This window comes from Pedobacter sp. BMA (assembly GCF_001027745.1).
Lineage (GTDB): Bacteria > Bacteroidota > Bacteroidia > Sphingobacteriales > Sphingobacteriaceae > Pedobacter.
Map to the genome: position 1 here is coordinate 1 of NZ_LECU01000009.1, position 22,064 is coordinate 22,064.

General features: G+C 42.4%; 27 protein-coding genes and 1 tRNA gene. 21 read left to right on the forward strand and 7 right to left on the reverse strand.

Annotation, left to right across the window (positions count from 1 at the left end; genetic code table 11):
* The 7 genes from AB669_RS19040 to AB669_RS19070 form a co-directional block, all read left to right on the forward strand.
* Positions 1-316, forward strand: a 316-nt coding sequence (locus tag AB669_RS19040; protein ID WP_047800955.1) for a type IX secretion system membrane protein PorP/SprF, incomplete at its 5' end; no start/stop codon positions are given.
* A 79-nt stretch (positions 317-395) separates the two neighbouring features.
* Positions 396-1,064: a response regulator transcription factor gene (locus AB669_RS19045; protein WP_053058482.1), complete on the forward strand. Its 669-nt coding sequence runs from the start codon at positions 396-398 to the stop codon at positions 1,062-1,064.
* 193 nt (positions 1,065-1,257) lie between these two features.
* Complete coding sequence (locus AB669_RS19050; protein ID WP_053058483.1) at positions 1,258-1,638, forward strand: LytTR family DNA-binding domain-containing protein; 381 nt, start codon at positions 1,258-1,260, stop codon at positions 1,636-1,638.
* 112 nt (positions 1,639-1,750) lie between these two features.
* Entirely contained in the window at positions 1,751-2,407 is a 657-nt protein-coding gene (locus AB669_RS19055; RefSeq protein WP_047800956.1) for a FadR/GntR family transcriptional regulator, read from the forward strand.
* 8 nt (positions 2,408-2,415) lie between these two features.
* A complete protein-coding gene (locus tag AB669_RS19060) occupies positions 2,416-3,249 on the forward strand; it encodes a sulfite exporter TauE/SafE family protein (protein WP_047800957.1) in 834 nt (277 codons plus the stop codon).
* 11 nt (positions 3,250-3,260) lie between these two features.
* Positions 3,261-3,662: a DUF1634 domain-containing protein gene (locus AB669_RS19065; protein ID WP_047800958.1), complete on the forward strand. Its 402-nt coding sequence runs from the start codon at positions 3,261-3,263 to the stop codon at positions 3,660-3,662.
* 117 nt (positions 3,663-3,779) lie between these two features.
* A complete protein-coding gene (locus tag AB669_RS19070) occupies positions 3,780-4,091 on the forward strand; it encodes a hypothetical protein (protein ID WP_047800959.1) in 312 nt (103 codons plus the stop codon).
* 14 nt (positions 4,092-4,105) lie between these two features.
* Here the strand turns inward: AB669_RS19070 and AB669_RS19075 are convergent, their stop codons facing one another.
* Both AB669_RS19075 and AB669_RS22495 read right to left on the reverse strand, forming a co-directional pair.
* Positions 4,106-4,381, reverse strand: a complete 276-nt coding sequence (locus AB669_RS19075) for a hypothetical protein (RefSeq protein ID WP_047800960.1) — start codon at positions 4,379-4,381, stop codon at positions 4,106-4,108.
* Positions 4,382-4,689: 308 nt separating this feature from the next.
* The gene (locus AB669_RS22495) at positions 4,690-4,818 is read right to left on the reverse strand and encodes a hypothetical protein (RefSeq protein ID WP_255352168.1); all 129 of its coding nucleotides are present in this window, start codon (positions 4,816-4,818) and stop codon (positions 4,690-4,692) included.
* 229 nt (positions 4,819-5,047) lie between these two features.
* Here AB669_RS22495 and AB669_RS19080 point away from each other — a divergent pair, with 229 nt between their 5' ends.
* Complete coding sequence (locus AB669_RS19080) at positions 5,048-6,385, forward strand: paraquat-inducible protein A (protein ID WP_053058500.1); 1,338 nt, start codon at positions 5,048-5,050, stop codon at positions 6,383-6,385.
* A gap of 35 nt (positions 6,386-6,420) precedes the next feature.
* The gene (locus tag AB669_RS19085) at positions 6,421-7,761 is read left to right on the forward strand and encodes a paraquat-inducible protein A (RefSeq protein ID WP_047800961.1); all 1,341 of its coding nucleotides are present in this window, start codon (positions 6,421-6,423) and stop codon (positions 7,759-7,761) included.
* Between the two features lie 72 nt (positions 7,762-7,833).
* Here the strand turns inward: AB669_RS19085 and AB669_RS19090 are convergent, their stop codons facing one another.
* Positions 7,834-8,463, reverse strand: a complete 630-nt coding sequence (locus AB669_RS19090) for an NAD(P)H-dependent oxidoreductase (protein ID WP_047800962.1) — start codon at positions 8,461-8,463, stop codon at positions 7,834-7,836.
* 100 nt (positions 8,464-8,563) lie between these two features.
* Between AB669_RS19090 and AB669_RS19095 the strand changes: the two genes are divergently transcribed.
* Positions 8,564-8,923, forward strand: a complete 360-nt coding sequence (locus AB669_RS19095) for a helix-turn-helix domain-containing protein (RefSeq protein WP_047800963.1) — start codon at positions 8,564-8,566, stop codon at positions 8,921-8,923.
* Between the two features lie 56 nt (positions 8,924-8,979).
* Here AB669_RS19095 and AB669_RS19100 read toward each other — a convergent pair whose 3' ends face one another.
* A complete protein-coding gene (locus tag AB669_RS19100; protein WP_047801102.1) occupies positions 8,980-9,585 on the reverse strand; it encodes an NAD(P)H-dependent oxidoreductase in 606 nt (201 codons plus the stop codon).
* Between the two features lie 89 nt (positions 9,586-9,674).
* On the opposite strand from AB669_RS19100, the gene AB669_RS19105 reads away from it, so the two are divergent.
* Positions 9,675-10,610: a LysR family transcriptional regulator gene (locus tag AB669_RS19105; RefSeq protein WP_047800964.1), complete on the forward strand. Its 936-nt coding sequence runs from the start codon at positions 9,675-9,677 to the stop codon at positions 10,608-10,610.
* On the opposite strand, the gene AB669_RS19110 is transcribed toward AB669_RS19105, so the two are convergent.
* Together AB669_RS19110 and AB669_RS19115 are read right to left on the reverse strand one after the other, a co-directional pair.
* On the reverse strand, positions 10,605-10,856 hold the full coding sequence (locus AB669_RS19110) for a hypothetical protein (protein ID WP_156166794.1): 252 nt from the start codon (positions 10,854-10,856) through the stop codon (positions 10,605-10,607). The genes AB669_RS19105 and AB669_RS19110 overlap by 6 nt on opposite strands.
* A gap of 13 nt (positions 10,857-10,869) precedes the next feature.
* Positions 10,870-11,172, reverse strand: coding sequence for a hypothetical protein (locus AB669_RS19115; protein ID WP_047800966.1), 303 nt, complete (start codon positions 11,170-11,172; stop codon positions 10,870-10,872).
* A 271-nt stretch (positions 11,173-11,443) separates the two neighbouring features.
* Here AB669_RS19115 and AB669_RS19125 point away from each other — a divergent pair, with 271 nt between their 5' ends.
* From AB669_RS19125 to AB669_RS19155, 7 genes are all read left to right on the forward strand, one after another.
* On the forward strand, positions 11,444-12,310 hold the full coding sequence (locus AB669_RS19125; RefSeq protein ID WP_047800968.1) for an STAS domain-containing protein: 867 nt from the start codon (positions 11,444-11,446) through the stop codon (positions 12,308-12,310).
* Between the two features lie 5 nt (positions 12,311-12,315).
* Complete coding sequence (locus AB669_RS19130; protein ID WP_047800969.1) at positions 12,316-12,723, forward strand: STAS domain-containing protein; 408 nt, start codon at positions 12,316-12,318, stop codon at positions 12,721-12,723.
* The gene (locus AB669_RS19135) at positions 12,698-13,117 is read left to right on the forward strand and encodes an anti-sigma regulatory factor (RefSeq protein ID WP_231582718.1); all 420 of its coding nucleotides are present in this window, start codon (positions 12,698-12,700) and stop codon (positions 13,115-13,117) included. Before AB669_RS19130 ends, AB669_RS19135 begins: the two co-directional genes overlap by 26 nt.
* Positions 13,110-14,117 carry a serine/threonine protein kinase gene (locus AB669_RS19140; protein ID WP_047800970.1) on the forward strand — a complete coding sequence of 336 codons (1,008 nt, stop codon included), beginning with the start codon at positions 13,110-13,112 and terminating at the stop codon, positions 14,115-14,117. The genes AB669_RS19135 and AB669_RS19140 overlap by 8 nt, the downstream gene beginning before the upstream one ends.
* A 1-nt stretch (position 14,118) precedes the next feature.
* Complete coding sequence (locus tag AB669_RS19145) at positions 14,119-15,318, forward strand: sensor histidine kinase (protein ID WP_047800971.1); 1,200 nt, start codon at positions 14,119-14,121, stop codon at positions 15,316-15,318.
* Between the two features lie 122 nt (positions 15,319-15,440).
* Positions 15,441-16,973, forward strand: coding sequence for a DEAD/DEAH box helicase (locus tag AB669_RS19150; protein WP_047800972.1), 1,533 nt, complete (start codon positions 15,441-15,443; stop codon positions 16,971-16,973).
* A 73-nt stretch (positions 16,974-17,046) separates the two neighbouring features.
* Entirely contained in the window at positions 17,047-17,541 is a 495-nt protein-coding gene (locus tag AB669_RS19155) for a hypothetical protein (protein ID WP_047800973.1), read from the forward strand.
* Between the two features lie 69 nt (positions 17,542-17,610).
* On the opposite strand, the gene AB669_RS19160 is transcribed toward AB669_RS19155, so the two are convergent.
* Positions 17,611-17,692, reverse strand: a tRNA-Leu gene (locus tag AB669_RS19160).
* A gap of 327 nt (positions 17,693-18,019) precedes the next feature.
* Between AB669_RS19160 and glgP the strand changes: the two genes are divergently transcribed.
* From glgP to AB669_RS19175, 3 genes are all read left to right on the forward strand, one after another.
* Positions 18,020-19,666: an alpha-glucan family phosphorylase gene (gene glgP / locus AB669_RS19165; protein ID WP_047800974.1), complete on the forward strand. Its 1,647-nt coding sequence runs from the start codon at positions 18,020-18,022 to the stop codon at positions 19,664-19,666.
* A gap of 140 nt (positions 19,667-19,806) precedes the next feature.
* Complete coding sequence (locus AB669_RS19170) at positions 19,807-20,544, forward strand: ImuA family protein (RefSeq protein ID WP_047800975.1); 738 nt, start codon at positions 19,807-19,809, stop codon at positions 20,542-20,544.
* Positions 20,545-20,549: 5 nt separating this feature from the next.
* Positions 20,550-22,058: a DNA polymerase Y family protein gene (locus AB669_RS19175; RefSeq protein WP_047800976.1), complete on the forward strand. Its 1,509-nt coding sequence runs from the start codon at positions 20,550-20,552 to the stop codon at positions 22,056-22,058.
* Positions 22,059-22,064 lie beyond the last annotated feature (6 nt).

Below are 22,064 nucleotides of genomic sequence, written 5' to 3' on the forward strand. Positions count from 1 at the left end.
AAAAGACGACAGGGGCGGGCCAACGAGTTTGGATTTAAATGCCTTTTTACTGATTAAAGAATTTCTTTGGGTAGGTGGATCGTACCGTACGGGTGTAAAGCTGTACGACAAGAGCTATCTCCAGGCAGACCTGACGCCACGCAACTCTGCTGTTGCAGCGATACAGATCTTCCCGTCAGAGAAAATCAGGATTGGTTATGGTTATGATTTCTCTATTGGTCCATTACAGGGCTATAGCGGAGGTACACATGAGATCTCGATTGCCTATTCATTCATCAAACCAAACATCCGACTGGCAACACCAAGGGTGTTCTAAAAATTAAATCTGTTGCAGACCAACAGAGTAAGCAAATAGTAACATAACAAACAATATAAAACAAATAACTTTTACAACATTGTCAACTATCCCTAATCCATTAAAACCTAAGAACGCCGTATCGACGTTTACTATTCTTATCGCAGATGACCACGAGATCATCCGCAGAGGTTTAAAAAGTCTGATTTCAGATTTCTGGGCCGGTGTTCAACTGCTTCAGGCATCAACTTTAGAACAGGCATTAATTGAAACCGAAAAATCTCCCAACCTCATTATTATCGATGTAAACTTACCGGGAGGGAATAATCTGAAGGTAATCGACCAGCTAAAACTGGTTCAGCCAAATGCTAAGATTCTCGTATTTTCTTCATTGAACGAAAATATATATGCCGTACCTTATTTGAAATCCGGAGCATCAGGTTATCTGACTAAAAATGCTGAGGAATCGGAAATTGTTACAGCAATAACCACCATCCTTGCGGGTAGCAGGTACTCAAGTAGAAACGTAAAAGAAAATATGTTTAACAGCATATTGGGCAATGATGGCGATAACCCTTTTACAAAACTTTCATCCAGAGAACTAGAGGTAGCAGAATTACTGACAAAGGGAATCGGGGTTTTAGAAATTTCAAATCAGCTGAGCTTGCAAATGGGAACAGTGAGTACCTATAAACTTCGCTTGTTCCAAAAGTTAAAGATTAAGAGTATCATAGAACTCGCAGAAAAGATGAGTATTTATGAGCGATAAAAAGAGAAAATAGCGCTCTCTATCGCTTCTCTTTATTTTATTTTTATCCTGGTCGTCTTCAAATCCTAAGTGCTTTTCAATTATCCTGAACTTTAGTCAAACAGTTTCTGGTACCGTAATTTTACCCTAATTAATTCTTTTATTTGGGATATATGTTTTTGCGAACCATATTTGTAAACTTAGCTAGACTTTTATGCCGTACAACTGTGCCATCGTGGATGATGAGAAACATGCAATAGATATCCTGCATGATTATATCAATGATTGTGAATTTCTAAATTTATCAAAAACGTACAACAATCCGTTGAATGCGCTTGCCGATATTACTTCTGACGATCAGATTGACTTTCTCTTTCTCGACGTTGATATGGAGGGTATGAAAGGCACAGAACTATGGCAGCATTTAAAGTCACGTGTTAAAAATGTGATTTACGCGTCCTCCAATCTTGAACAGGACATCCGCAACATTGATGGTTCATTTGAATGTTACCTCGGAAAACCCATCTCTCCGAAACGTTTCACGCAAACAGTTGTTCGCCTCATTAAACACACCGAACAATCTGTAATGAATTAATTTTGTCTTACAAAACCCATTAGCTATGTGTTTAATGCAGTAATCCATCCTGGAAATGTCATGTTTTGATTAAACGTCTGATGTTTAAATATAACATCATACCTTTGTATCAATGAATGATATCAAAGAAAGACTTGGAGATAAGGTGAGCAGGCAGATTCGCCACGATATTACTTCCGGTCGATGGAAACAAAACGACAAAATACCTTCCGAAGGAGAATTAATGGAGATGTACAGCGTTGGTCGCTCTACCATCCGTGAAGCTGTTCGCTCGCTGGTTGAAATTGGTATATTAACGGTTCAGCAAGGATCAGGAACGTTTGTAAATGAAGTTAATCTTTCTGAAACCATAGATCAGCGTTTGCGGCGAGCCGATTTCGATGAACTCAATGCGGTCCGAAAGTTACTGGAGCTTGAAATTGTAAATCTCGCTGTCATCAACCGTTCAACCGAAAACTTAGAGCTGATAAGCGAACAGCTGAAGGCCCGAAAGGATGCAATTTTTGAAGAGAACCGTCAGGATTGTATCAATGCTGACATTGCTTTTCACGCAGCCATTGCGGATGCCTCAGCCAATAAAGTTCTTGCCGATCTGTATCGTAGCTTTACTACTTTAATCCGCGACTTCTTTCTCAAGCGGGAAAAACAGGGTTTGAGCCATTTCGCCATGAGCCACCATCTTCATGAGCAGCTTTACCTTGCCATTCAACAAGGTGATGCCGCTAAAGCCCGCCAGATTACAAATGAAATTCTTGAAAATAATTATTAATTACCAGTATGACTATTCTTACCTTTTCTATTATCCTTTTATTGGGCGCCTTTTTAGCTGGCCTTGTAGGTTCTCTTACGGGTCTCGGTGGCGGTGTAGTGGTTATTCCCCTGCTAACACTTGTTTTTCACGTAGATATCCGATATGCCATTGGTGCAGCATTACTGGCTTCCATTGCTAACTCATCAGGCGCTGCAAGCGCATACGTTAAGGAAGGCATTACCAATATTCGGTTAGGTATGTTTCTCGAAATAGCCACAACAGTTGGTGCTGTAATGGGGGCAGTAATTGCCGTATACACTCCAACCAATACCATCGCAATTCTATTTGGAAGCATTTTACTGTTTTCTGCGGCAATGACTATCAGAAAAAAGAACCAGGATGCGCTTCAGCATGGCAGTCTGCTGGCAGCAAAGTTAAAATTGAATGGAAGCTATCCAACTGCCGAAGGCATTGTAAAATATGAACTAAGGAATGTCGGTGCAGGCTTTTCTATTATGACCCTCGCGGGTGTCATTTCTGGTTTACTGGGAATCGGGTCAGGTGCCTTAAAGGTACTCGCCATGGATACAGCCATGCATATTCCCTTCAAAGTGAGTACGACCACCAGTAACTTTATGATTGGCGTAACCGCTGCGGCCAGTGCGGTGGTTTATTTGCAACGCGGATACATGGATCCGGCTATCGCGTTTCCGGTAGTACTGGGTGTTCTGGGTGGTGCTTTCTTAGGTTCCAGATTGCTCTCCCGGATAAACCCAACTGTATTGCGATATCTGTTTTGTGTAGCCATTGTCTTTGTGGCTATCGAAATGATCTATAACGGTTTCCAGCATAAATTCTAATACACCAAAAGATGAAAACAGAAAAAGTTAAAAAACATACGACTGATTATGATATTGAGCAGTTGGTTGGCCGTTTATTAAGAGTAGGGGTCATTACCGCCAGTTGTATCGTATTTATCGGAGGATTAATCTACCTGATCAAAATGGGGGCAGATCCCATGCCATCCTACGCGCAGTTCAAAGGGGAAAGTGCTGGATTTACCACATTTGAAGGTATTTTCAGCGGGTTGCTCAGCGGACATGCTAAAGGAATCGTTCAATTTGGAGTATTAGTGCTTATCGCTACACCAATAATGAGAATCATATTGTCGTTAATCGGTTTTACTTTGGAAAAGGACAAGCTTTACATAGTAATCACACTTATCGTGCTTTGTGTAATGCTGGTAAGTACGTTAGGTGGTTTTGCAGGCTAGTTTGCTAATAAGTATATGGGTTGACACAGGGTGTTTTTACCTTATTTTAAACACATTAGCTATAATGATTTGTAGATGATCATGCTAAGTCTTACTTTAGTGACTTAACTAATTAACATGTACGGTGTAGACAACCTGCAGGCGCTACGTGCGGGCTTGCTCAATAAAATAAAAAATGTAGAGATTAACCGTAAGGCTTGTGAGCAACTATCGGTTGCGATTTTCATCAGGCAGAACGATTACGTAAGCACTACAACATTGATGAGGCTTTTCAGTTTATTGCCCTTTGATAAACATACCCTGTCTCCGAAAGTACTGGGTATGCTACTTAAATTTGCCGGTTTGGCTGCGCAAAGCAACATGCATGTCTATTTTCAAAATGAAATGCCCGTGCAGGTTACAGAAATCCCAAATCAATGGGTAAGCTAAATTAAGGACGGTACTTAAAAGTAATCAAAAGCTTGCTTTTCTTGTACGTTGTGGTTATCCGGGCAGAAAAAACGGCTATACCTTTGAGTGCTAATTGTTTCACTTGTCAATTTTATCTGTGTGGCCACCAAACCATCCTGCTCTAGTGTTATTTCGAAACAAACGCAGTCTGCTGCGTTAATATGTCCTGTTGCTTCGTCTATTTTAAAGCAAATGTCCTGCATATTTTCATCCTCAATATAGCCCTTTTTCAAAATTGGGTCAATGTGTGTAACGGTGCCTGTGCGCATAATTAATTTATTCGGGAATAAACGACATTAGTTTGGTATTCGTAAAAGGTTTTAGCAAATGTCGTACTCATTATACTTAATCCACCTTTTTGTTACGTTAAATGTCAGAGTTATTTTGTTTATTAGTGTATAATTTATTGAATTATCCTGAAAATTAACGCCCGGAGCGGATTTTAGTAACGAAAATTATAAGTTTAAAAAGGTCTTCTTTATTCTGTAGCTACGTAGTCACTACCAGTTTCTTATCAACTGTATATATTTATATACGACTAATCGAACGCGCCAGAATGATTTGATTGTGCTTGTATCTACTGCGCCAGCCAAACGTTATAATGCTCCGGACCGAGTGTCCGGCACAGGAAAACTAACATAATAATCAGGATCAGGGCAAGCAAGTAGTGATGCTGCTTTTTCTTTTCAGTGTAATTGCGGTTCATTAGTTCAGGCGTTTTTTACCATAACAACATTTGTCATTTTTAGTTTTTTACTAAATAATTTAAATTTTCATTTGATAAGAAAAAACAATAACCCATCATCACTGGGGTTGGACAGTGGTGATCAATTTCCCTCGGTGTAAAACCATTTCTAAAATTTGATGTTGTGGTATGGATAATGCTCAAAAAGCAGCTTCACTACGGGCGGTTATCATCAGCAGATCAACTATATATGGCTACCACAACAGATTCTAACCAACAAAAAGCTGATCCGTCAGCGCGCCAGAAAGGTAAATGGATACTCATCACGGTACTGGCTTTATTGCTATGTACAGAGGGATATTTCGGTTACCAGTTGCATGTTTTATCAGGTAAGCAGGAGCAAATCAAACAAGATTATGCTCACATTAACAACATTACTTATGGCCTTTTTTCCGTCGAGCAATGGAGAGATCGTGTAGCTGGTATTGTGAATCATCAGGTTCGTCACTTCACGATGACCAAGCAGCAAAACAAAGCACTGCATCAGGAAGTTGAACAAATTTTGCTTGCCCTCATTGATAAGGCTGAGGCCCTGGTGAATAAAAAGAAAAAAACCATTAGCGGCAAAATCCAGAAGTTTGCTATTAAAAACTTTGTCGATACTGATAAGATTAAAGCACAGGTACCGGAATTTGCCAGTCAGATTATCGCAGAAGTAAACAACCCAAAAAACAAAAAAATGCTCAGCCGCAAGGCCATGAAAAAATTCAGTGAAATTGAGCAGAACGAAAAGATCGATAGTGCGCTTACCGCTTATAAGGCTGCAGTAGATACCGTTTTCAAAAGATATCAGGTTCAGGATGCCAGTCAGCTTAACAGCAATCTCGTAAATAGACTTAACAGAATCCGCACATTTACTTATGGTTATTCCTTTGGCATGTTGGGCTGTATTGCACTGGTGCTTTTCATTTGGTGGGTTTTGCGTAAGCGTACCGACTTGCATGCTACGCTTTTTATTATGTCGCTGCTTTTTGCCTTTATTTTACTTGCCGTTGGATTAACAGCTTCAATGATCGAAGTGGATGCCCGCATCAGCTCCCTTGATTTCGTACTACTTAAAGAACACGTTACCTTCAAAGATCAGGTGCTGTTTTTCCAAAGTAAAAGTATTATGGATGTAGTTCATGTACTCATCACCCAACCCGGTATCGATTCCATTCTGGTCGGTGCACTCATCCTGGTTTTCAGTATTTTGTTTCCTGTGGTAAAATTAAGCGCCACAGGTGTTCACCTGTTATCCGGAAAAAAGATTGCCGAAAACAGCGTGGTGAAATATTTCGCCTTTCAATCAGGTAAATGGAGCATGGCCGACGTAATAGTAATTGCCATACTGATGGCCTATATTGGTCTTAACGGATTGCTCGATCGTCAGTTAGGCGCGCTTAATCTGAAAAGTGAAACATTAACGGTAATCGCTACCAACAATACTGCGCTTCAGCCAGGATACATTATTTTCATCAGCTTCGTGCTTTACGGATTAATTTTATCTACGATCCTCAAATCCATTACCCCTCACAATACCCACTAATTCGGATCATATTCACCATCATATTTGATAAAAGAATGTCAGCACAAATTCAACAGGTTTCCCGCACAACAAAAAATATCAGCACTGCGGTACTGATCACATTCCTCCTGGCTTTGCTTGCCATTATGGTATATCTGGGTATGCAGCAACGTGTGCTTTCCCGGCAACAGGAAGAAATCAAGGAAGATTACAGCCTGATCAATAACATTACCTTCGGTATATTTTCTGTAGATGAATGGGGCGAAAAGATTGGCAATGTGGTGAACCATCAGGTGGGTAATTTCAATATGAATAACGATCAGAAAGAAGTTCTCCAGAAAGAAATCGAAGCCCAGCTTAATGGTTTGATCAATAAAACAACCCGCGAGATTACCAAACCTCAGAAATCACTTGGCGGGAAGCTGAAAAAACTCGCCTTCAATACTTTTGTTGATACAGATGAACTGCATGCACAGGTGCCTTCTTTTGCACGTACTATCATCCAGAAAATCAATAGCCCGGGTAGCATGAAGCGATTGAAAGGGATTGCCACAAGTAAAATGGACGAACTGGAGAAACAAACCTTCGACAGGTCAAGCTCTGCAACCACAAAAGTGACACGGTATATCCTTCAGAAATATAAAGTAAATAATGTCGCCGGTTTTGAAAAAAGTATCAAATCAAGAATTGCAGCTATTCAGGTGCAGTTAAAAAATTATTTCTATGCCATGGCCGGCTGTGCGCTGATTGCGCTGTTGCTATGGATTCCTTTACGAAAATACAGGTGGCTTCACCCTTCGCTTTTTGTACTTTCAGCATTGATCGCCCTCGTGCTGATCTGGGTAGGGGTAAGCACCACCATCATTGAGGTCGATGCACGGATCGAACGACTCGATTTTATGCTTCTCGGTGAAAAAATTACTTTTATGAATCAGGTGCTATTTTTTCAAAGCAAAAGTATTCTCGGAATTGTTGAAACCCTAATGGCACAACCGAAACCTGATGCAGTCATTGTTGGTGTATTGATATTGCTGTTTGTAGTGGTGCTGCCTGTTATCAGACTGGTTGGCAGGGCCATTTATGTATGGGGAAGAGACCGCTATGCCGACAATAAAGTGATACGTTATATAGCGCTCGAACTGGGTAAATGGGATATGGCTGACGTAATGGTCGTTGGAATCGCGATGACCTATATTGGCTTAAACGGAATATTGAAGAGTCAGCTTTCGGGATTAAATATGGATACGGACACACTAAAAACCATCACTGCGAACAAATCTTCCTTACAGCCGGGCTATTATGTTTTCGTTACCTATGTGGTGTTCGTGATCATCCTGTCATGGATACTCAAACGCATCGATCGCGATAATAAAAAGCTGGAAACGGTTAAAAATTAGAATACGAAAAGGCAGGTAGTAGCATAATGATGATGAAACCTCAGGTTTCATCATCAATTAAACGAGAAAAGTTTAGTAGACTTTAGTCGCCATTTCCTCAACCGGTATACGAACCTTCTTTTTGCCTGAAAGGTAGTCATTTTGCTCATCCCGGTAACCTAATGAGAGAATCACTGTACTGTGTAATCCTTTTTCCTTTAGGTGCAGCAATTCATCGAATACCTGTGGATTGAATCCTTCCATTGGGGTAGCATCAACCCTTGCAGTAGCTGCGGCAATAAGTGCGGTTCCCAAAGCAATATAGGTTTGTTTTTCAGCCCACACCCTATTTTGTTCATCGGTCTTTCTTTTGAAATAACCGTCAACAGTAGATGAAAATAAATCTAAACTTTCTGGCTCAACCTCCTGAGCTATTGCTGTGCGTTGTACAAGTGCATGTACATCTTCAGTAGAAACGCTGTTAAAAGCAGCGAAAACTAACAGGTGTGATGCTTGTGCAATTTGCTTATTGAAAGAATCTGCCCCAAGCTTCGCCTGAAGTTCAGCATTATTTACAACGAATACACGGTAGGGTTGCAGGCCACACGATGATGCTGAAAGGTTAATTGCATTGAGTATAAAGTCTATTTTCTCTTCGCTCACTTTTTGATCGTTATACACTTTAACAGCATAACGCCACGTTAAATCATCAATTAAATTCATATCTATAATCTTATTTATTGAGCAAAAATATCTGATAGAAATTACTTTTGGTATCTTTGTGACAAAAAGTAATAGTGACATTTTAGTAACCATCCTATTTATGAATCAGACAGAAGGGGTTTTAAATAATAATGATTTTTGTAATTCAAATATCCGGGCAATTCATGATACGATGTATGTGATTGGCGGTAAATGGAAGATATCCATTGTCGCCTGCCTTGGATACCGCCCGATGCGTTTTTCTGAATTGCTTCGTGAAGTTGAAGGGATTGCAGGAAAAGTGCTTAGCCGGGAATTGAAAGATATGGAGACCAATCAACTCATCGTTCGAAAAGTTTTAGATACTAAACCAATATCCGTATTGTACCATTTGACGGAATATGGCAAAACTTTGGAAGAGCTTACCCTCACTATAGCTGAGTGGGGTAAAACGCATCGTAAGCAGATTATCGGAAAGTAGTGCATCCTGCACATCCCCATGATTTGAAACAACGTGCCTGCTTATCGTGTAACAGGTTAAAACTTAAATATCGTTTTCAAATGTGATTCATACTCTGCTTTAAATTTAGCTACAAGCTCCGGCGACCCATTCTTTTCTACATCGTGAAAATGAAGGCTTGGTAAGGGTTCCAAACCACAAAAGGCATTCATCCTGTGAAATGGAAACAGCACACCATCATCAACACTTCTTCCCTTGAAAAATTCTTCGTCAAGCGTGAATGCAGTTTTAGGCGCATTCCAGGTGGTGGTAGTCAGGTATTTTCTGCCCTGTAACATTCCCCCGGTTCCGTAATTTCGTTCCGGGTTAGCTGCTTTACGTCCGTCGCTGTAGTACAGGCCTTTTCGGTGTCCGGCTGTAAATACCTCGTCAATGTATTTTTTAAGGGAGTTTGGCATATACATCCACCAGATGGGGAAGTGGTAAATGATTATATCGGCCCAAACGAATTTTTCTACTTCGGTTGCTGCATCATAATCCTCCAGGTGTGGTTGGGTGATCTGTATTTCAAAACCCTTATCTGCACTGAAAAACGATTTGTCCCAACTGGTAATCTCTTCATTCAGTTGCCCTCCGGAATGGGCAAATTGCTTACCTCCGTTAATCACTAATATCTTTTGCATATACTTTTTTTTACTTGCAGCAAAAGTAGATACCTTGTTATTGTAATAAAAATAATAGTATTTTTGCATTGGTATAATTAATATTATAGATGCAGGCAAATTTAGAATGGTTCAGAACTTTTAAATCGATCTACGAAACAGGTACCTTAAGCGGTGCAGCTAAACAGCTTTATGTTTCGCAGCCCGGAGTAGGCCTGCACCTCAATGCGCTCGAAACCTATACCGGCTATACACTTTTCGAACGTACCACCCGGAAAATGGTACCTACCGAAAGGGGCCATTTGCTTTATCAGCAATTGCAGCATTCATTACATATTTTGGAAGAAATTGAAGGCCGGTTCAGACGAAAATCAGGTGCCGATCGCCCCACGGTTAGTGTTGGCATGTGCGTAGAAAGTTTTCAGCATGCGCTCGAAAAACACATTCCTTCTCTTAACTTCAATCTCATTATGCAGTTTGGTGAAAATGAAAAACTTACCGAGTTGCTGGAGAACGGTGGGATAGACCTGGTGTTGGCCACTCAAACTAAGAACAGTCCCAATCTTGAATATGAACCATTCGCATCTGAGAAGCTGATGATTGTTTGCGGCAAAAACACCGATCTTTCTGGATGGGAATCATTAGATTTAGGAAATAAGCAGGTGCTTTTACATTGGTTCCAACAGCAGATGTGGTATAACACTGCTTCTGATGCCAAGCTGCTGAATCAGTTTTGGCAGGCAAATTTCGGTTTTTTACCAGAATTTGTCCCTAATTATATTGTTCCCAATAAGTTTTCGATTATCCGCTGCTTATCAGCTGGTGAAGGACTTGCGGTTTTGCCTGATTTTATCTGCCGGGAGGCACTGGCTTCCGGAGAGTTAAAGGTACTGTGGGAGGGATATGTTGCCGTAGAAAATACCATGTTCTTCGGAAAGAGAAGAAACAGTATTAATGAAGATCAGATTAAATTTCTTCAGGAAAAACTGCATCTGGCTTTTGCATCAGCAGAAACACAGCTTCAGGAGCATCATTCGCAGCTATAACTCAAACCGAACCCATATATCCTGGTTGGTATGCGCCACTTTACCGGTGAAATTCTGGTCGAGCTCCGGCGATGCAGTTAAAAGTTTTTTTGCAATGCCGGCATACTGCTCCAGGTTGGCTTCATCCTTCAGAATGTAGATCAGTTCTCCGTTTTCACTCCAGTAAGATTCAATCACCTGTTCGTTAAATTTATCATTTAATTGCTGATGGGCGGGACTAACGTTTAGTATCTCGTGATTTTTCATTTGTGTAAGCGGGTTAGTTACAGGTATCATTCTGGTCATGCTCCGGAAGTCCTGCCAATATTAAGTTAATTTCTTTACCAATTTCATTTACAGGCAATGGTAAAGCGGAATCTTTTTGATAGACGCCAACGGAGTTAAGCTCAAGGTCATCCGTATGCACAGAGCCAAGCGGAAGTTCCTCCCAGGCACCATGTTTTTCAACTATTGCACCTATAATCTTATCGTCCGACATGATTTCATAATAGGAATCTTTTGGCAATACAGTAAATAAGTGGCATGTTCCGCTGCGTTCTACTTTAACATTAAATGGTTGCATATCTATCAGATTTAAGGTGAACTGCAGTGATAACAGATTTTTACTATAAGAGTTTTGAGAATATGCTCATCTCATCTGATGTAAATTCATCAGGAGCAACCCGCAGTTAAGCCCCGACTGATTCGCCTGGCTTACCAGATTTTCGGGCTCCGACAGTATTTTTACGCGAAGAAATATAAGTTTTAAAATACCAAAGACTATTCCTACCTTTCTACTCTTAAATCCAGTACGGAATGTCGAGTTTAACACCTTAACCATCCTTTTTAAAAAAATGTCATTTAACACGCTGAAATTGTTACAAAAACAAAAAAAGAACATCCTTGAAATCTGGATGAAAAATCAACTCTCCGATGATGGCCTCAGAGAAGATCTGATCAGTAATGAAGACCTTCGTGGTCAGTCTGAAGAGTTAATCTCTGCGCTGGTTACCAATCTTGCCGGCGATGACTTGGTTGATTTCGATGCTGATCGCTGGGATCCGGTGATCGAAATATTAGGTGGTATTGCCATCACCCGTGCCCGTCAGGGTTTTTCTCCCAGAGAAACCGGGAGGTTTGTGCATAGTTTAAAAGATGCTTTACTGGAAGTTTTACAACGTGAAATTGAGGATTCTAAGCAGCTTTTCGAAGAAAGCATGAAGATTAATAAAGTGATGGACAACCTGAGTATTGTCACTTTCGAGACTTTTATCAAAGGACGAGAAGAAGTAATATTAAGGCAAACAGACGAAATTGCAGAGATTTCTACTCCAGTAATCCGCGTGTGGGATGGCATTCTGGCTTTGCCCATTATCGGTACGCTGGATAGCTCCAGGACGCAGATCGTAATGGAAAACCTTCTTCAGGAGATTGTGGAAACAGGTTCAAGCATTGCAATTCTTGATATTTCAGGCGTTCCTGCTGTCGACTCACTGGTTGCACAGCATTTAATTAAAACGGTAAGTGCAACACGTTTAATGGGTGCAGAATGTATCATCAGTGGTATTCGCCCGGAAATCGCTCAAACAGTAGTTCATTTGGGAATTGACCTTTCTAACATTATTACTAAAGCATCACTGGCCAGTGCATTATCTTATGCGTTTAAAGTACTCAGACTGGAAGTTCGTAAAAGTAGTTCAATAGCAAAACCTAATCTCTAATAAACATGGATAAAATTCCTATTCTGAGGATGGGAAGCTTTCTGCTGGTAACCATTCAGGTTGATCTTTACGACAGGCTTGCGCTTGATTTGGAGGCCGATCTGGTACAAATGGTGAATAAAACCGGCTCGAAAGGAGTACTGATTGATATTTCGGCGGTTTCGATAGTCGACTCATTTATGGGGCGCATTATTGGAAATATTGCCAGCATGTCGAAAATTCTGGATGCCGAAACAGTGGTAGTGGGCATGCAACCTGCAGTTGCCATTACTTTAATTGAACTTGGACTGCCATTAAAAGGAGTGCATACAGCCCTTGATGTAGAAAAGGGAATGAATTTACTTAAGTCGATGATTGGGGATGATCACGGGGACGAAGACGAAACCGATGATGATGATACTTTCGCTGAGTAAGGATAACATTCAGGTTCAAAAAGAACAAGATGTAGTTCTTTTGCGCAATCGCGTGCGGGAAGTTGCCGTAAAAATCAAAATGGGCCTGGTCAATCAAACCAAGCTGATTACGGCAGCCAGCGAATTACTGAGGAATATGTTGCGTTACGGGGGCGGCGGCAGTTGCCTGATCGAGGTGGTAACACGAGGTCGGGATAATGGCGTGCGCCTTACTTTCACTGATCATGGACCAGGTATTCCGGATATCGAAGCAGCAATGCGCGACGGCTTTTCTACAGGAAAAAGTCTGGGCCTTGGACTTCCAGGAGCAAAACGCCTCTGTAATGAATTTGACTTAAAAAGTAAGCCCGGTGAGGGAACGGTAGTGATGATATTAAAATGGGCAAATGGTTGATGCAACGCATATAAGCCTTCAGGCAAACGACAGAAGTTACTTTTCTTTACTTAAAAAAGAAATACACCAGCGCCTGCTCGATGCAGGCATGGAACACACCCGGATAGCAGAGGTCGACATCATTGTTGCCGAAATGACCAGCAACCTCTTTAAATACGCAGATAATGGTGAAATCCTTTTCGGCTCTTTTCAGGAGAATGGCGTGCCTTATATTGAGTTGATCAGTATAGACCGCGGTCCTGGTATGCAAAACCCGTCCAGAATGCTGCAAGATGGCATGTCAACCAGTAATACCCTGGGCGCGGGTTTGGGCAGTATTAAAAGGCTTTCCGATACTTTCGATATTTACTCACAGGTGGGTTGGGGGACCATTCTCCTGAGCAGGATTTACATGGGCAAAAAGCCAGCGGTTAAAAAGGGTTTGCTCATCAGGCCGATAGTGGTAAGTAAGCCCGGCGAAAAGGTAAGCGGAGATGGCTTTGTGTGCCGTATCAACGGTAATAGTTTTAAACTGATGCTAGGCGATGGATTGGGTCACGGACCGGAAGCGAACCTGGCCGTAAATGAAGCGGCAAAGGTATTTAAAGTTTTTCCTGAGCAAAGCCCTACAGCAACACTCCGTTTTATTCACGGAGCCACGCGCAAAACCCGTGGCATGGTAGCCAATATTACCCATTTCGACGCAGAAAAAGGCGAATGGCTATCGGCCGGAATAGGGAATATAGCTGCAAAGTGGATTGGCCCGGTTTCTTCAAAAAATCATATGTCATATAATGGCATTGTTGGGCACAACATTCCCACCACCATGAATGATCAGGTATACAGTTCAACAGAATACAACCAGCTGGTCCTTTGCTCAGATGGTATTAAAACCAGATGGGAAGTTTCAAAGTACCCCGGCATTTTAAAACACGATCTTGTTCTGCTGGCAGCCTGCATTTATAAAGATCATGCCCGTGGAACGGATGACATGTCAGTGATAGTACTTAAAGTTCGGTAGTATGAAAGAGGTATTAGATATTTCCCTTGAGAATGAAATGGATTTGGTTTTGGCTCACCGCAGATCCATGCAGGTGGGCGAGCAGCTGGGGCTTACTGTAGCCACACGCACCACTTTTGCTACTGCGGTTTCTGAAATCGCCAGAACTGCAATCGAATACACCGACAATGGCCGTTTAACTATCATTATCTCCGGAAAATATCCACGATATTCATTATACGCGAGGGTAGTTTTTGATTCCGACCAAACCTTCAGGGCTACAGATGAAGGCTTCTTCTATGCAAAAAAGCTGCTTCCCGATTTTTCGTTTAGTTCGTCAGGAAATGCTTATGTAATTGAAATGGGACTGGGTTTACCACGTTCGTTAAAACTTGATGAACCTAAGCTTGCGCTTCTGAAAGATTTTTTTGAGCAGGTAACTCCTTTAAATGCTTATGAAGAAATTAAAAAGAAAAATAATCACTTACACAGGCTAACCGGCGAGCAGGAAGAAGAAATCAGAATACGCCGTGAGCTCGATGAGAAGAAAAGCGAATTTATTTCTGTAGCCAGCCACGAGCTTAAAACACCTATTACGGTGGTGAAAGCCTATACGCAGATGCTGAAATTGTTGAAAGACCAATATACTGATAAGGTAGCTGGCGTAATTGATAAGCTTGATATGCAAACCACCAAGCTATCCCTTCTTGCACAGCAACTCATGGACGTTTCAAAGGTAGAAAACGGGAGCTTACAATACGACCTGGTCGATGTTGACCTTAATGAATTTGTAAATGAAACGGTAACCATCTTATCAAATGTTCATTCAGGTAATCAAATTAATATCAGTTTGGGCGAACCCTGCCAAATCAAAGCCGATCCACTTCGTTTAGAGCAGGTACTCACTAACTTACTGGGTAATGCTGTAAAATATTCTGCCAGAAATTCCACCATTGACATCGCAACAGAATTGTCTGAAAACAAAGATAATGTGATTGTAAAGGTGACTGACCGCGGGCTTGGCATGTCGCCTGACGGCATCGCCAAAATATTCGATAAATTTTATCGCCTCGATGAGGTAAGCACTTCACATCCCGGCTTAGGTATGGGACTTTATATTTCTTCTAAAATCATCTCTGATCATGGTGGAAAAATCTGGGTAAAAAGTGTTTTAAATGAAGGATCCACTTTCTTCTTTACCGTGCCGGTACAGGCAGTGTAATATTAAGCCGATAACTCATATAAGTGCTGGAAGGGTGGAAGGAATGTACAACTTATCCATCTAAATCATCAATATCCTGCAATTATCCTAAACCTTTAAACCCGTAAACGAGTTGTAGGGGAATGGACAGCATCAATACCACCGATACAAACCCGCATTCGGCACTTTATGATTACCAGATCAGGGACATCGACACATTATTTACCCAATTACAAAACCCTGAATGCGATGGTCATTGCAGGGTATTATATCAATTGCCGACAGGAGGGGGGAAAACGGTAATCTTTTCGCAGATTGTATCCCGTTATCTCAAATCGTTTAAAGGTAAAGCCATTGTTCTTACCCACAGAAAAGAACTCAGCACGCAAACGGCCAGCGTACTCAAATCTGCCGGTGTAAGATGCAGGATCATCAACAGCAGTGTAAAGCGTATTCCTAAAAAAGATATCTATCCATGCTATGTGGCGATGGTAGAAACGCTCAATAACCGAATTTCCGATAACCTGCTCGATACACAGGATATCGGACTGGTGATTGTGGATGAAGCACACCATAACTCGTTCAGAAAACTGCTCGACCAGTTTCCCGCTGCATCTATCATTGGTGTTACCGCAACGCCTTTCTCCTCCGATCCAGAGCTTCCATTGAACAGCGATTACAATATGCTGGTTTCTGGCCCTACGATAGATGAACTGATTAACAGAGGCTTCTTAGCCAAACCGCGTACTTTTGATTATGAAGTGGAACTTAATACCCTCACTACAGGTACCGGAGGCGATTTCTCAGTAAGTACGTCGGATGAGCTTTACAGCAGTAAACCCATGCTCGATCTTCTTGTTAAAGCATATGAATCACACGCAAAAGGTAAACGAACCCTCATCTTCAATAACGGTATTTTCACTTCCCGGAGCGTAACTGAAACATTTATGGCCCTGGGCTATCCCATCAGGCATCTCGACAATAAAACAGAAGCCGCCGAGCGTAAGGATATCCTGAAATGGTTTAAGAAAACCAAAGGGGCGATATTAAGCTCTGTTTCCATTCTCACCACCGGTTTCGATGAACCCTCCATACAAACCGTCATCCTGAACCGCGCCACCACTTCACTTACATTATACCATCAAATGGTTGGGAGGGGTGCACGTGCCATGAAAAACAAAAAACGATTCAGTATCATTGATCTTGGCAATAACGTAGAAAGGTTTGGCCATTGGGAAGAACCGGTAGACTGGAACGATGTGTTTCACTTTCCGGAGAAATACCACCACCAACTATCTAAATCAGTACAAGATATTCATCATATCCCTTCAGAGCTCCGGGCATCTTTTCCCAATAGCCTGGAAGTTTCTTTTGATGTACTCCAGCATTATCAACTGGCCATTCAGCAAGATGAAAAGGCCATGACCGTAATAAGCCAATCCATTGAGCAACATGTGCAGATGTGTGTGGATAATGCCCTTACGGTGCAGTCTGCTTTCGATTTGAGCCTGGTACTGGATAAAGAAATCGACTGGAGAATAAAAGAATTCTGTAAATGCCTCGGCAGTGTGACCAAAAATTATCGATTATGGCTAGGCGAAGACTACAGGAAAAAGCTCAGAAAGATGATTGAAAAGAAGATGTATGCACGTCCGGTTATGCGTGAGGCAGTTTAAACGGGTTGCCAGTAAAAGCCTGCACTCAGGTGATATTAATTGAAAAAAATAAAAAATAGTTATACCGATCATAATGGAACAAAATGCGAAGGGATTTAACGCAGACCTGATAGCCGGATCAAATATGGTGATGCTCGATTACCATTTTGTAGATAGTGGCCAAATCAGGGTTTACCAGCTGGTGAGATTTGCGCCCGGTGAAGGATGGAATGTGCTGTCGAATGGTTTTCTCTTAGGTTCCATCAAGAAAATTGATGAACAGTGGACTGCCGTCAACGGCGAAGAGCTGAGTGTTGAAAGGGTTTTAAATATCGGAATATTTATTGATCAGCAGCATTTCAACCGCTTACCCGAAAAAATCAGGCAGAAGTGGGAAGATTTCATAGAGCAGGTGATCATGCAAACCGACAGCGAATACATCATTGTTACTCGCGCCGGCATCAATTTTACCGCTTTCAAACGGTTCTTTACCGAATATATCGGGAATCTGGTAGAGGATGATTGGGCTGTTGAGTTTAAGGTTTATAATGCAGATTTTGATGATGATTTTGTGGTAAGGGTATTTTAGCTTCGGCAAAATGATGCAAATGTCCAAAATAAAAAAACCGCTTCGATAAAAATCAAAGCGGTTTTTTTGTGCGGAAGAAGGGACTCGAACCCCCACGCCGTGAAGCGCCAGATCCTAAGTCTGGTGCGGCTACCAATTACGCCACTTCCGCAGTTAGGATGTTTTAAGGACTGCAAAGATAGAAACCAGATTCACTAATCAAAGGATTTTTAAATAATAATTTTCTTCCGCTTTTCTAATGTGATGATTTAAAGGGGGAAAAGATATTCTCCTATACTTTCGGCTTTAAAATGTAATTCACAATCACAAAAATCAAAAAAAACCAAACAACCATGTACCCAGCAATACACAGAAAAAAACCAGGCGGATCGAAGAATGAAAAAAGCCAGGCTGGTAGAATAACCTAATCAACAGCAAAGTAAAACATTGCAGGGGTTGAGGTGTTGAATAAGCTGTACTTTAAACTTACTGTCAAATTATGACCTCATCAGATATTTTCGGGTATACGCCCAATCCCGAATACAATAAATCGGTTGCTTATTTTTCCATGGAATTTGCCATTGATCAGTCGCTCAAGATTTACAGTGGAGGGCTGGGTTTTCTCTCAGGCTCTCATCTCCGCAGTGCTTTTGAACTTAAGCAAAACCTCATTGGTATTGGTATGCTCTGGAAGTATGGATATTATGATCAGGTTCGCGACCGTGACAACAATATGGTTCCCGCTTTCATTGAGAAGGACTATTCTTTTCTGGAAGATACCGGCATCGTTTTTTCTGTTCCTGTACATAGTGCAATGGTGAAGGTAAAAGCCTATTTATTGAAGCCGGAGACTTTTGGAACTGCACCTTTATTTTTATTGAGTACCGACCTGGATGAAAATGATGAGGTGAGCAAAAGCATCACCCACCGGCTATACGATCCGAACGAAACCACCCGTATTGCCCAATCGATGATATTGGGTATCGGTGGCGGCATGCTTCTGGATCAGCTTAATATGCAGCCAGAAATTTATCACATGAATGAGGGACACGCCGTTCCGCTTAATTTCTACCTTTATTCGAAATTTAAGAACCTCGATGAATTAAAAAAGCACGTTGTATTTACAACGCATACACCCGAACTGGCCGGGAATGAGGAGCACGCCTTTACTTTGCTCAAAGAGATGTCCTTCTTTTATCATATGCAGGAACATGAAGCGAAATTCATCCTGGGACTAGAGGGTGATCAATTCAACTATACACTTGCCGCATTGAAATTTTCCGGCAAGGCCAATGGTGTTTCCAAACTTCACGGAGAAGTTGCCAGGGAAATGTGGGGGAACTACAAAGGAATATGTGAAATCACCTCCATTACCAATGCTCAAAACCAGAAATACTGGCAGGATGCTGAACTTGCAGAAAAGCTCACCGCAAACGATGCCCCTGGCCTGGCAGCGAGAAAAAAAGAAATGAAATCCCTGCTTTTTAAAGAGGTGGCCAATCAAACGGGAAAACTCTTCGATACAGAGGTACTCACTGTTGTTTGGGCCAGGCGATTTGCCGCTTATAAAAGAGCAGACCTGTTGATGCTTGACTGGGAACGTTTTATTGCGCTATTGGCAAAAACAGATCAGCCCATTCAACTGATCTGGGCTGGAAAGCCCTATCCTGAAGATGCCGGTGCAAATCAGATCTTCAACGACATTATTCGTAAAACGAAAAGTTTTGCCAATTGCGCCGTTCTAGTTGGCTACGAATTAGGCCTCTCCGCACTGCTTAAAAAGGGTGCTGACATTTGGCTAAATAATCCGAAAATGTATCGGGAAGCCTCAGGTACAAGCGGAATGACGGCGGTAATGAATGGCGCAGTCAATCTTTCCATTCCCGACGGATGGATTCCTGAATTTGCCATCGATGGAGAAAATTGCTTTCTCATCACTCCTTCACCGGAAGATATTTCAGAAGCTGAAAGGGACGTTAGGGAAAACGCCAGTCTGATGGATCAACTTGAAAATGCTGTAATACCTGCTTATTATGAAAAGAGCGATCGTTGGTTCAATATGATACAAAAGGGAGTTGAGGGAGTGCTACCAGAATTCGAATCTGCAAGAATGGCCAAAGCGTATTACGATAAGATGTACCGTTAAATCCCAAAATTTACATGCGCCAGTTCAAGTCAAAATATTAATCTTTTCCACAATTCATGGATTGCTAACAAAATTAGCTTTATGTTTGTTGTATAATTTTATTTTACTATTTAAATTAGTATTAAAATTATGCAATAATCATGGAGGCTAAAAAAGAAATCGTTCAAAAACTGCAGCAGGATATCCTGCTCTGGCAGGGCTTTAAGCCTAAATCTGCCGGCAAAGCTGAGCGTATCGGACTTGGCGAAATCGAAGATGCTTTCCCTGGTGGCATATTTCCCAAAAAAGCCATCCATGAATTTATCACCCTTTATCCCGAACATGCAGCTGCGAGTGACGGCTTTATTGCCGGGCTGCTTTCCGTACTCATGGAGAACGGTGCCGCCTGCGTTTGGGTAAGCACTTCCCGGAATTTATTCCCTGCTTCCTTAAGCCTTTTTAACGTTGAAACCGAACGGATCATCTTTATGGATGTGCAAACAGAAAAGGATGTGCTCTGGATAACGGAAGAAGCTTTAAAATGCGAGGGCCTCGCTGCGGTGGTGGCAGAAGTCAATAATGTATCGCTCATTGAATCCCGAAGGCTCCAGCTTGCTGTAGAAAACAGCGGGGTAACAGGATTTATCCTGCGTAAGGACGGCAATAAAAAAGCCAGTACGGTTGCCACTGCGAGGTGGAAAATCAGTCCTTTGCCTTCAGATACCGAAGACGGAATGCCCGGGCTTGGTTTCCCGCGCTGGCAGGTAGAATTGTTAAAAGTGCGGAACGGCAATCCCGGAACCTTTATACTGGAATGGGCAGGAGAAAGATTTGTAGAAGTGAAGGAAGTGCAAACACCAACTATGTGGTCTGATCTGGAGGACAGGCAAATTGGATAGCCACCATGCAAAAGCGTTTTGTTTCCATATGGTTCCGCCAGCTGCTGGCTGAGTGGCAGCTTATCCGCCGTCCGGAACTTGCTGAAGTACCTTTTGTTTTTTCTGCGCCCGATCATGGGCGAATGATGATCACCGCAGTAAGTCCGTTAGCCTTTAGCTTCGGGGTTGAAGTGGGTATGCGCGCAGCCGATGCAAAGGCCATTTGTCCGGGACTGGAAATTCTTGATGATAAACCTGGCCGGGCAAAAAAACTACTTAAAGGCCTGGGTGAATGGTGCGTTCGTTATTCGCCTGTTGTGGCCATTGATGAGTTTGGAATGGATGGACTGTTGCTGGATATTTCGGGCTGCGCACACCTTTGGGGCGGCGAGCGGGAATACCTGAAAGAAATTGTTTCCCGGTTAAAAAGCAAAGGATATACCGTCCGCTTAGCCATTGCCGATACGCCTGGTGCTGCCTGGGCAGTATCGCATTATGGCAAGCTTACCCCATTAATTCCCACCGGAGCACATGTTGATGCATTGCTTGCGCTTGAGCCTGACGCCCTGCGACTGGAGGCCTCAACCCTGACGAAACTGCGTAAACTGGGCTTTTATCAGATTAAAAGTTTTATCGGCATGCCCCGCTCTATTTTACGCAGGCGCTTTGGCGAAGATTTCCTGTTGCGGCTTGCCCAGGCCATCGGTACCGAAACTGAAGTACTTGTGCCACTACAAGTACCTGTTCCTTTCAGTGAAAGGCTGGCCTGCCTGGAGCCCATTAAAACTAAAGTGGGAATAGAAATTGCCGTTACCAAAATGCTGGAAAGCCTGTGTAAACGCATGCAGGCAGAAGGCCAGGGGCTGCGTACCGGAATACTGACTGGTTACCGGATTGATGGTAAAATCGTGCAGGTTTCCATCGGTACCAGCGCTGCCACCCATAGCATCAGCCATCTTTTCAAGCTTTTTGAGTTGAAGATCGATCAGATCCGGCCGGGATTGGGGATTGAGCTTTTCGTGCTCGATGCGCCCAAAGTAGATGATGTGCAAATCGCTCAGGAAGAGATGTGGACTTCCACACCCGGACTGGATGATCAGAGTGTGATCCGCCTTTTGGACCGTGTAGCAGGAAAGGTTGGTCCGCAGGCCATACAAAGATATTTACCGGCGACCAGGTTCTGGCCCGAGCGGTCAGTTTTCCGCGCGGCATCCATCACCGAAAAATCCGTATCCAGCTGGCGCGTGGATAAGCCGCGGCCTACGGAGTTACTGAAGAATCCTGCACCCATCGAAGTGATGGCGTTGATTCCCGATCACCCGCCCAAGTTTTTTATCTACAATGGTGTTCGCCATCTGATCACCAAAGCCGATGGCCCTGAGCGGATTGAGCGGGAGTGGTGGTTAGATCAGGGGGAGCACCGGGATTATTATCAGGTAGAAGATGAGCAGGGTAGCCGTTACTGGCTATTCCGTTCCGGGCACTACGGCGGTGATGAAAAGTATCAATGGTTTATTCATGGATTTTTTGCTTAAAGAAAT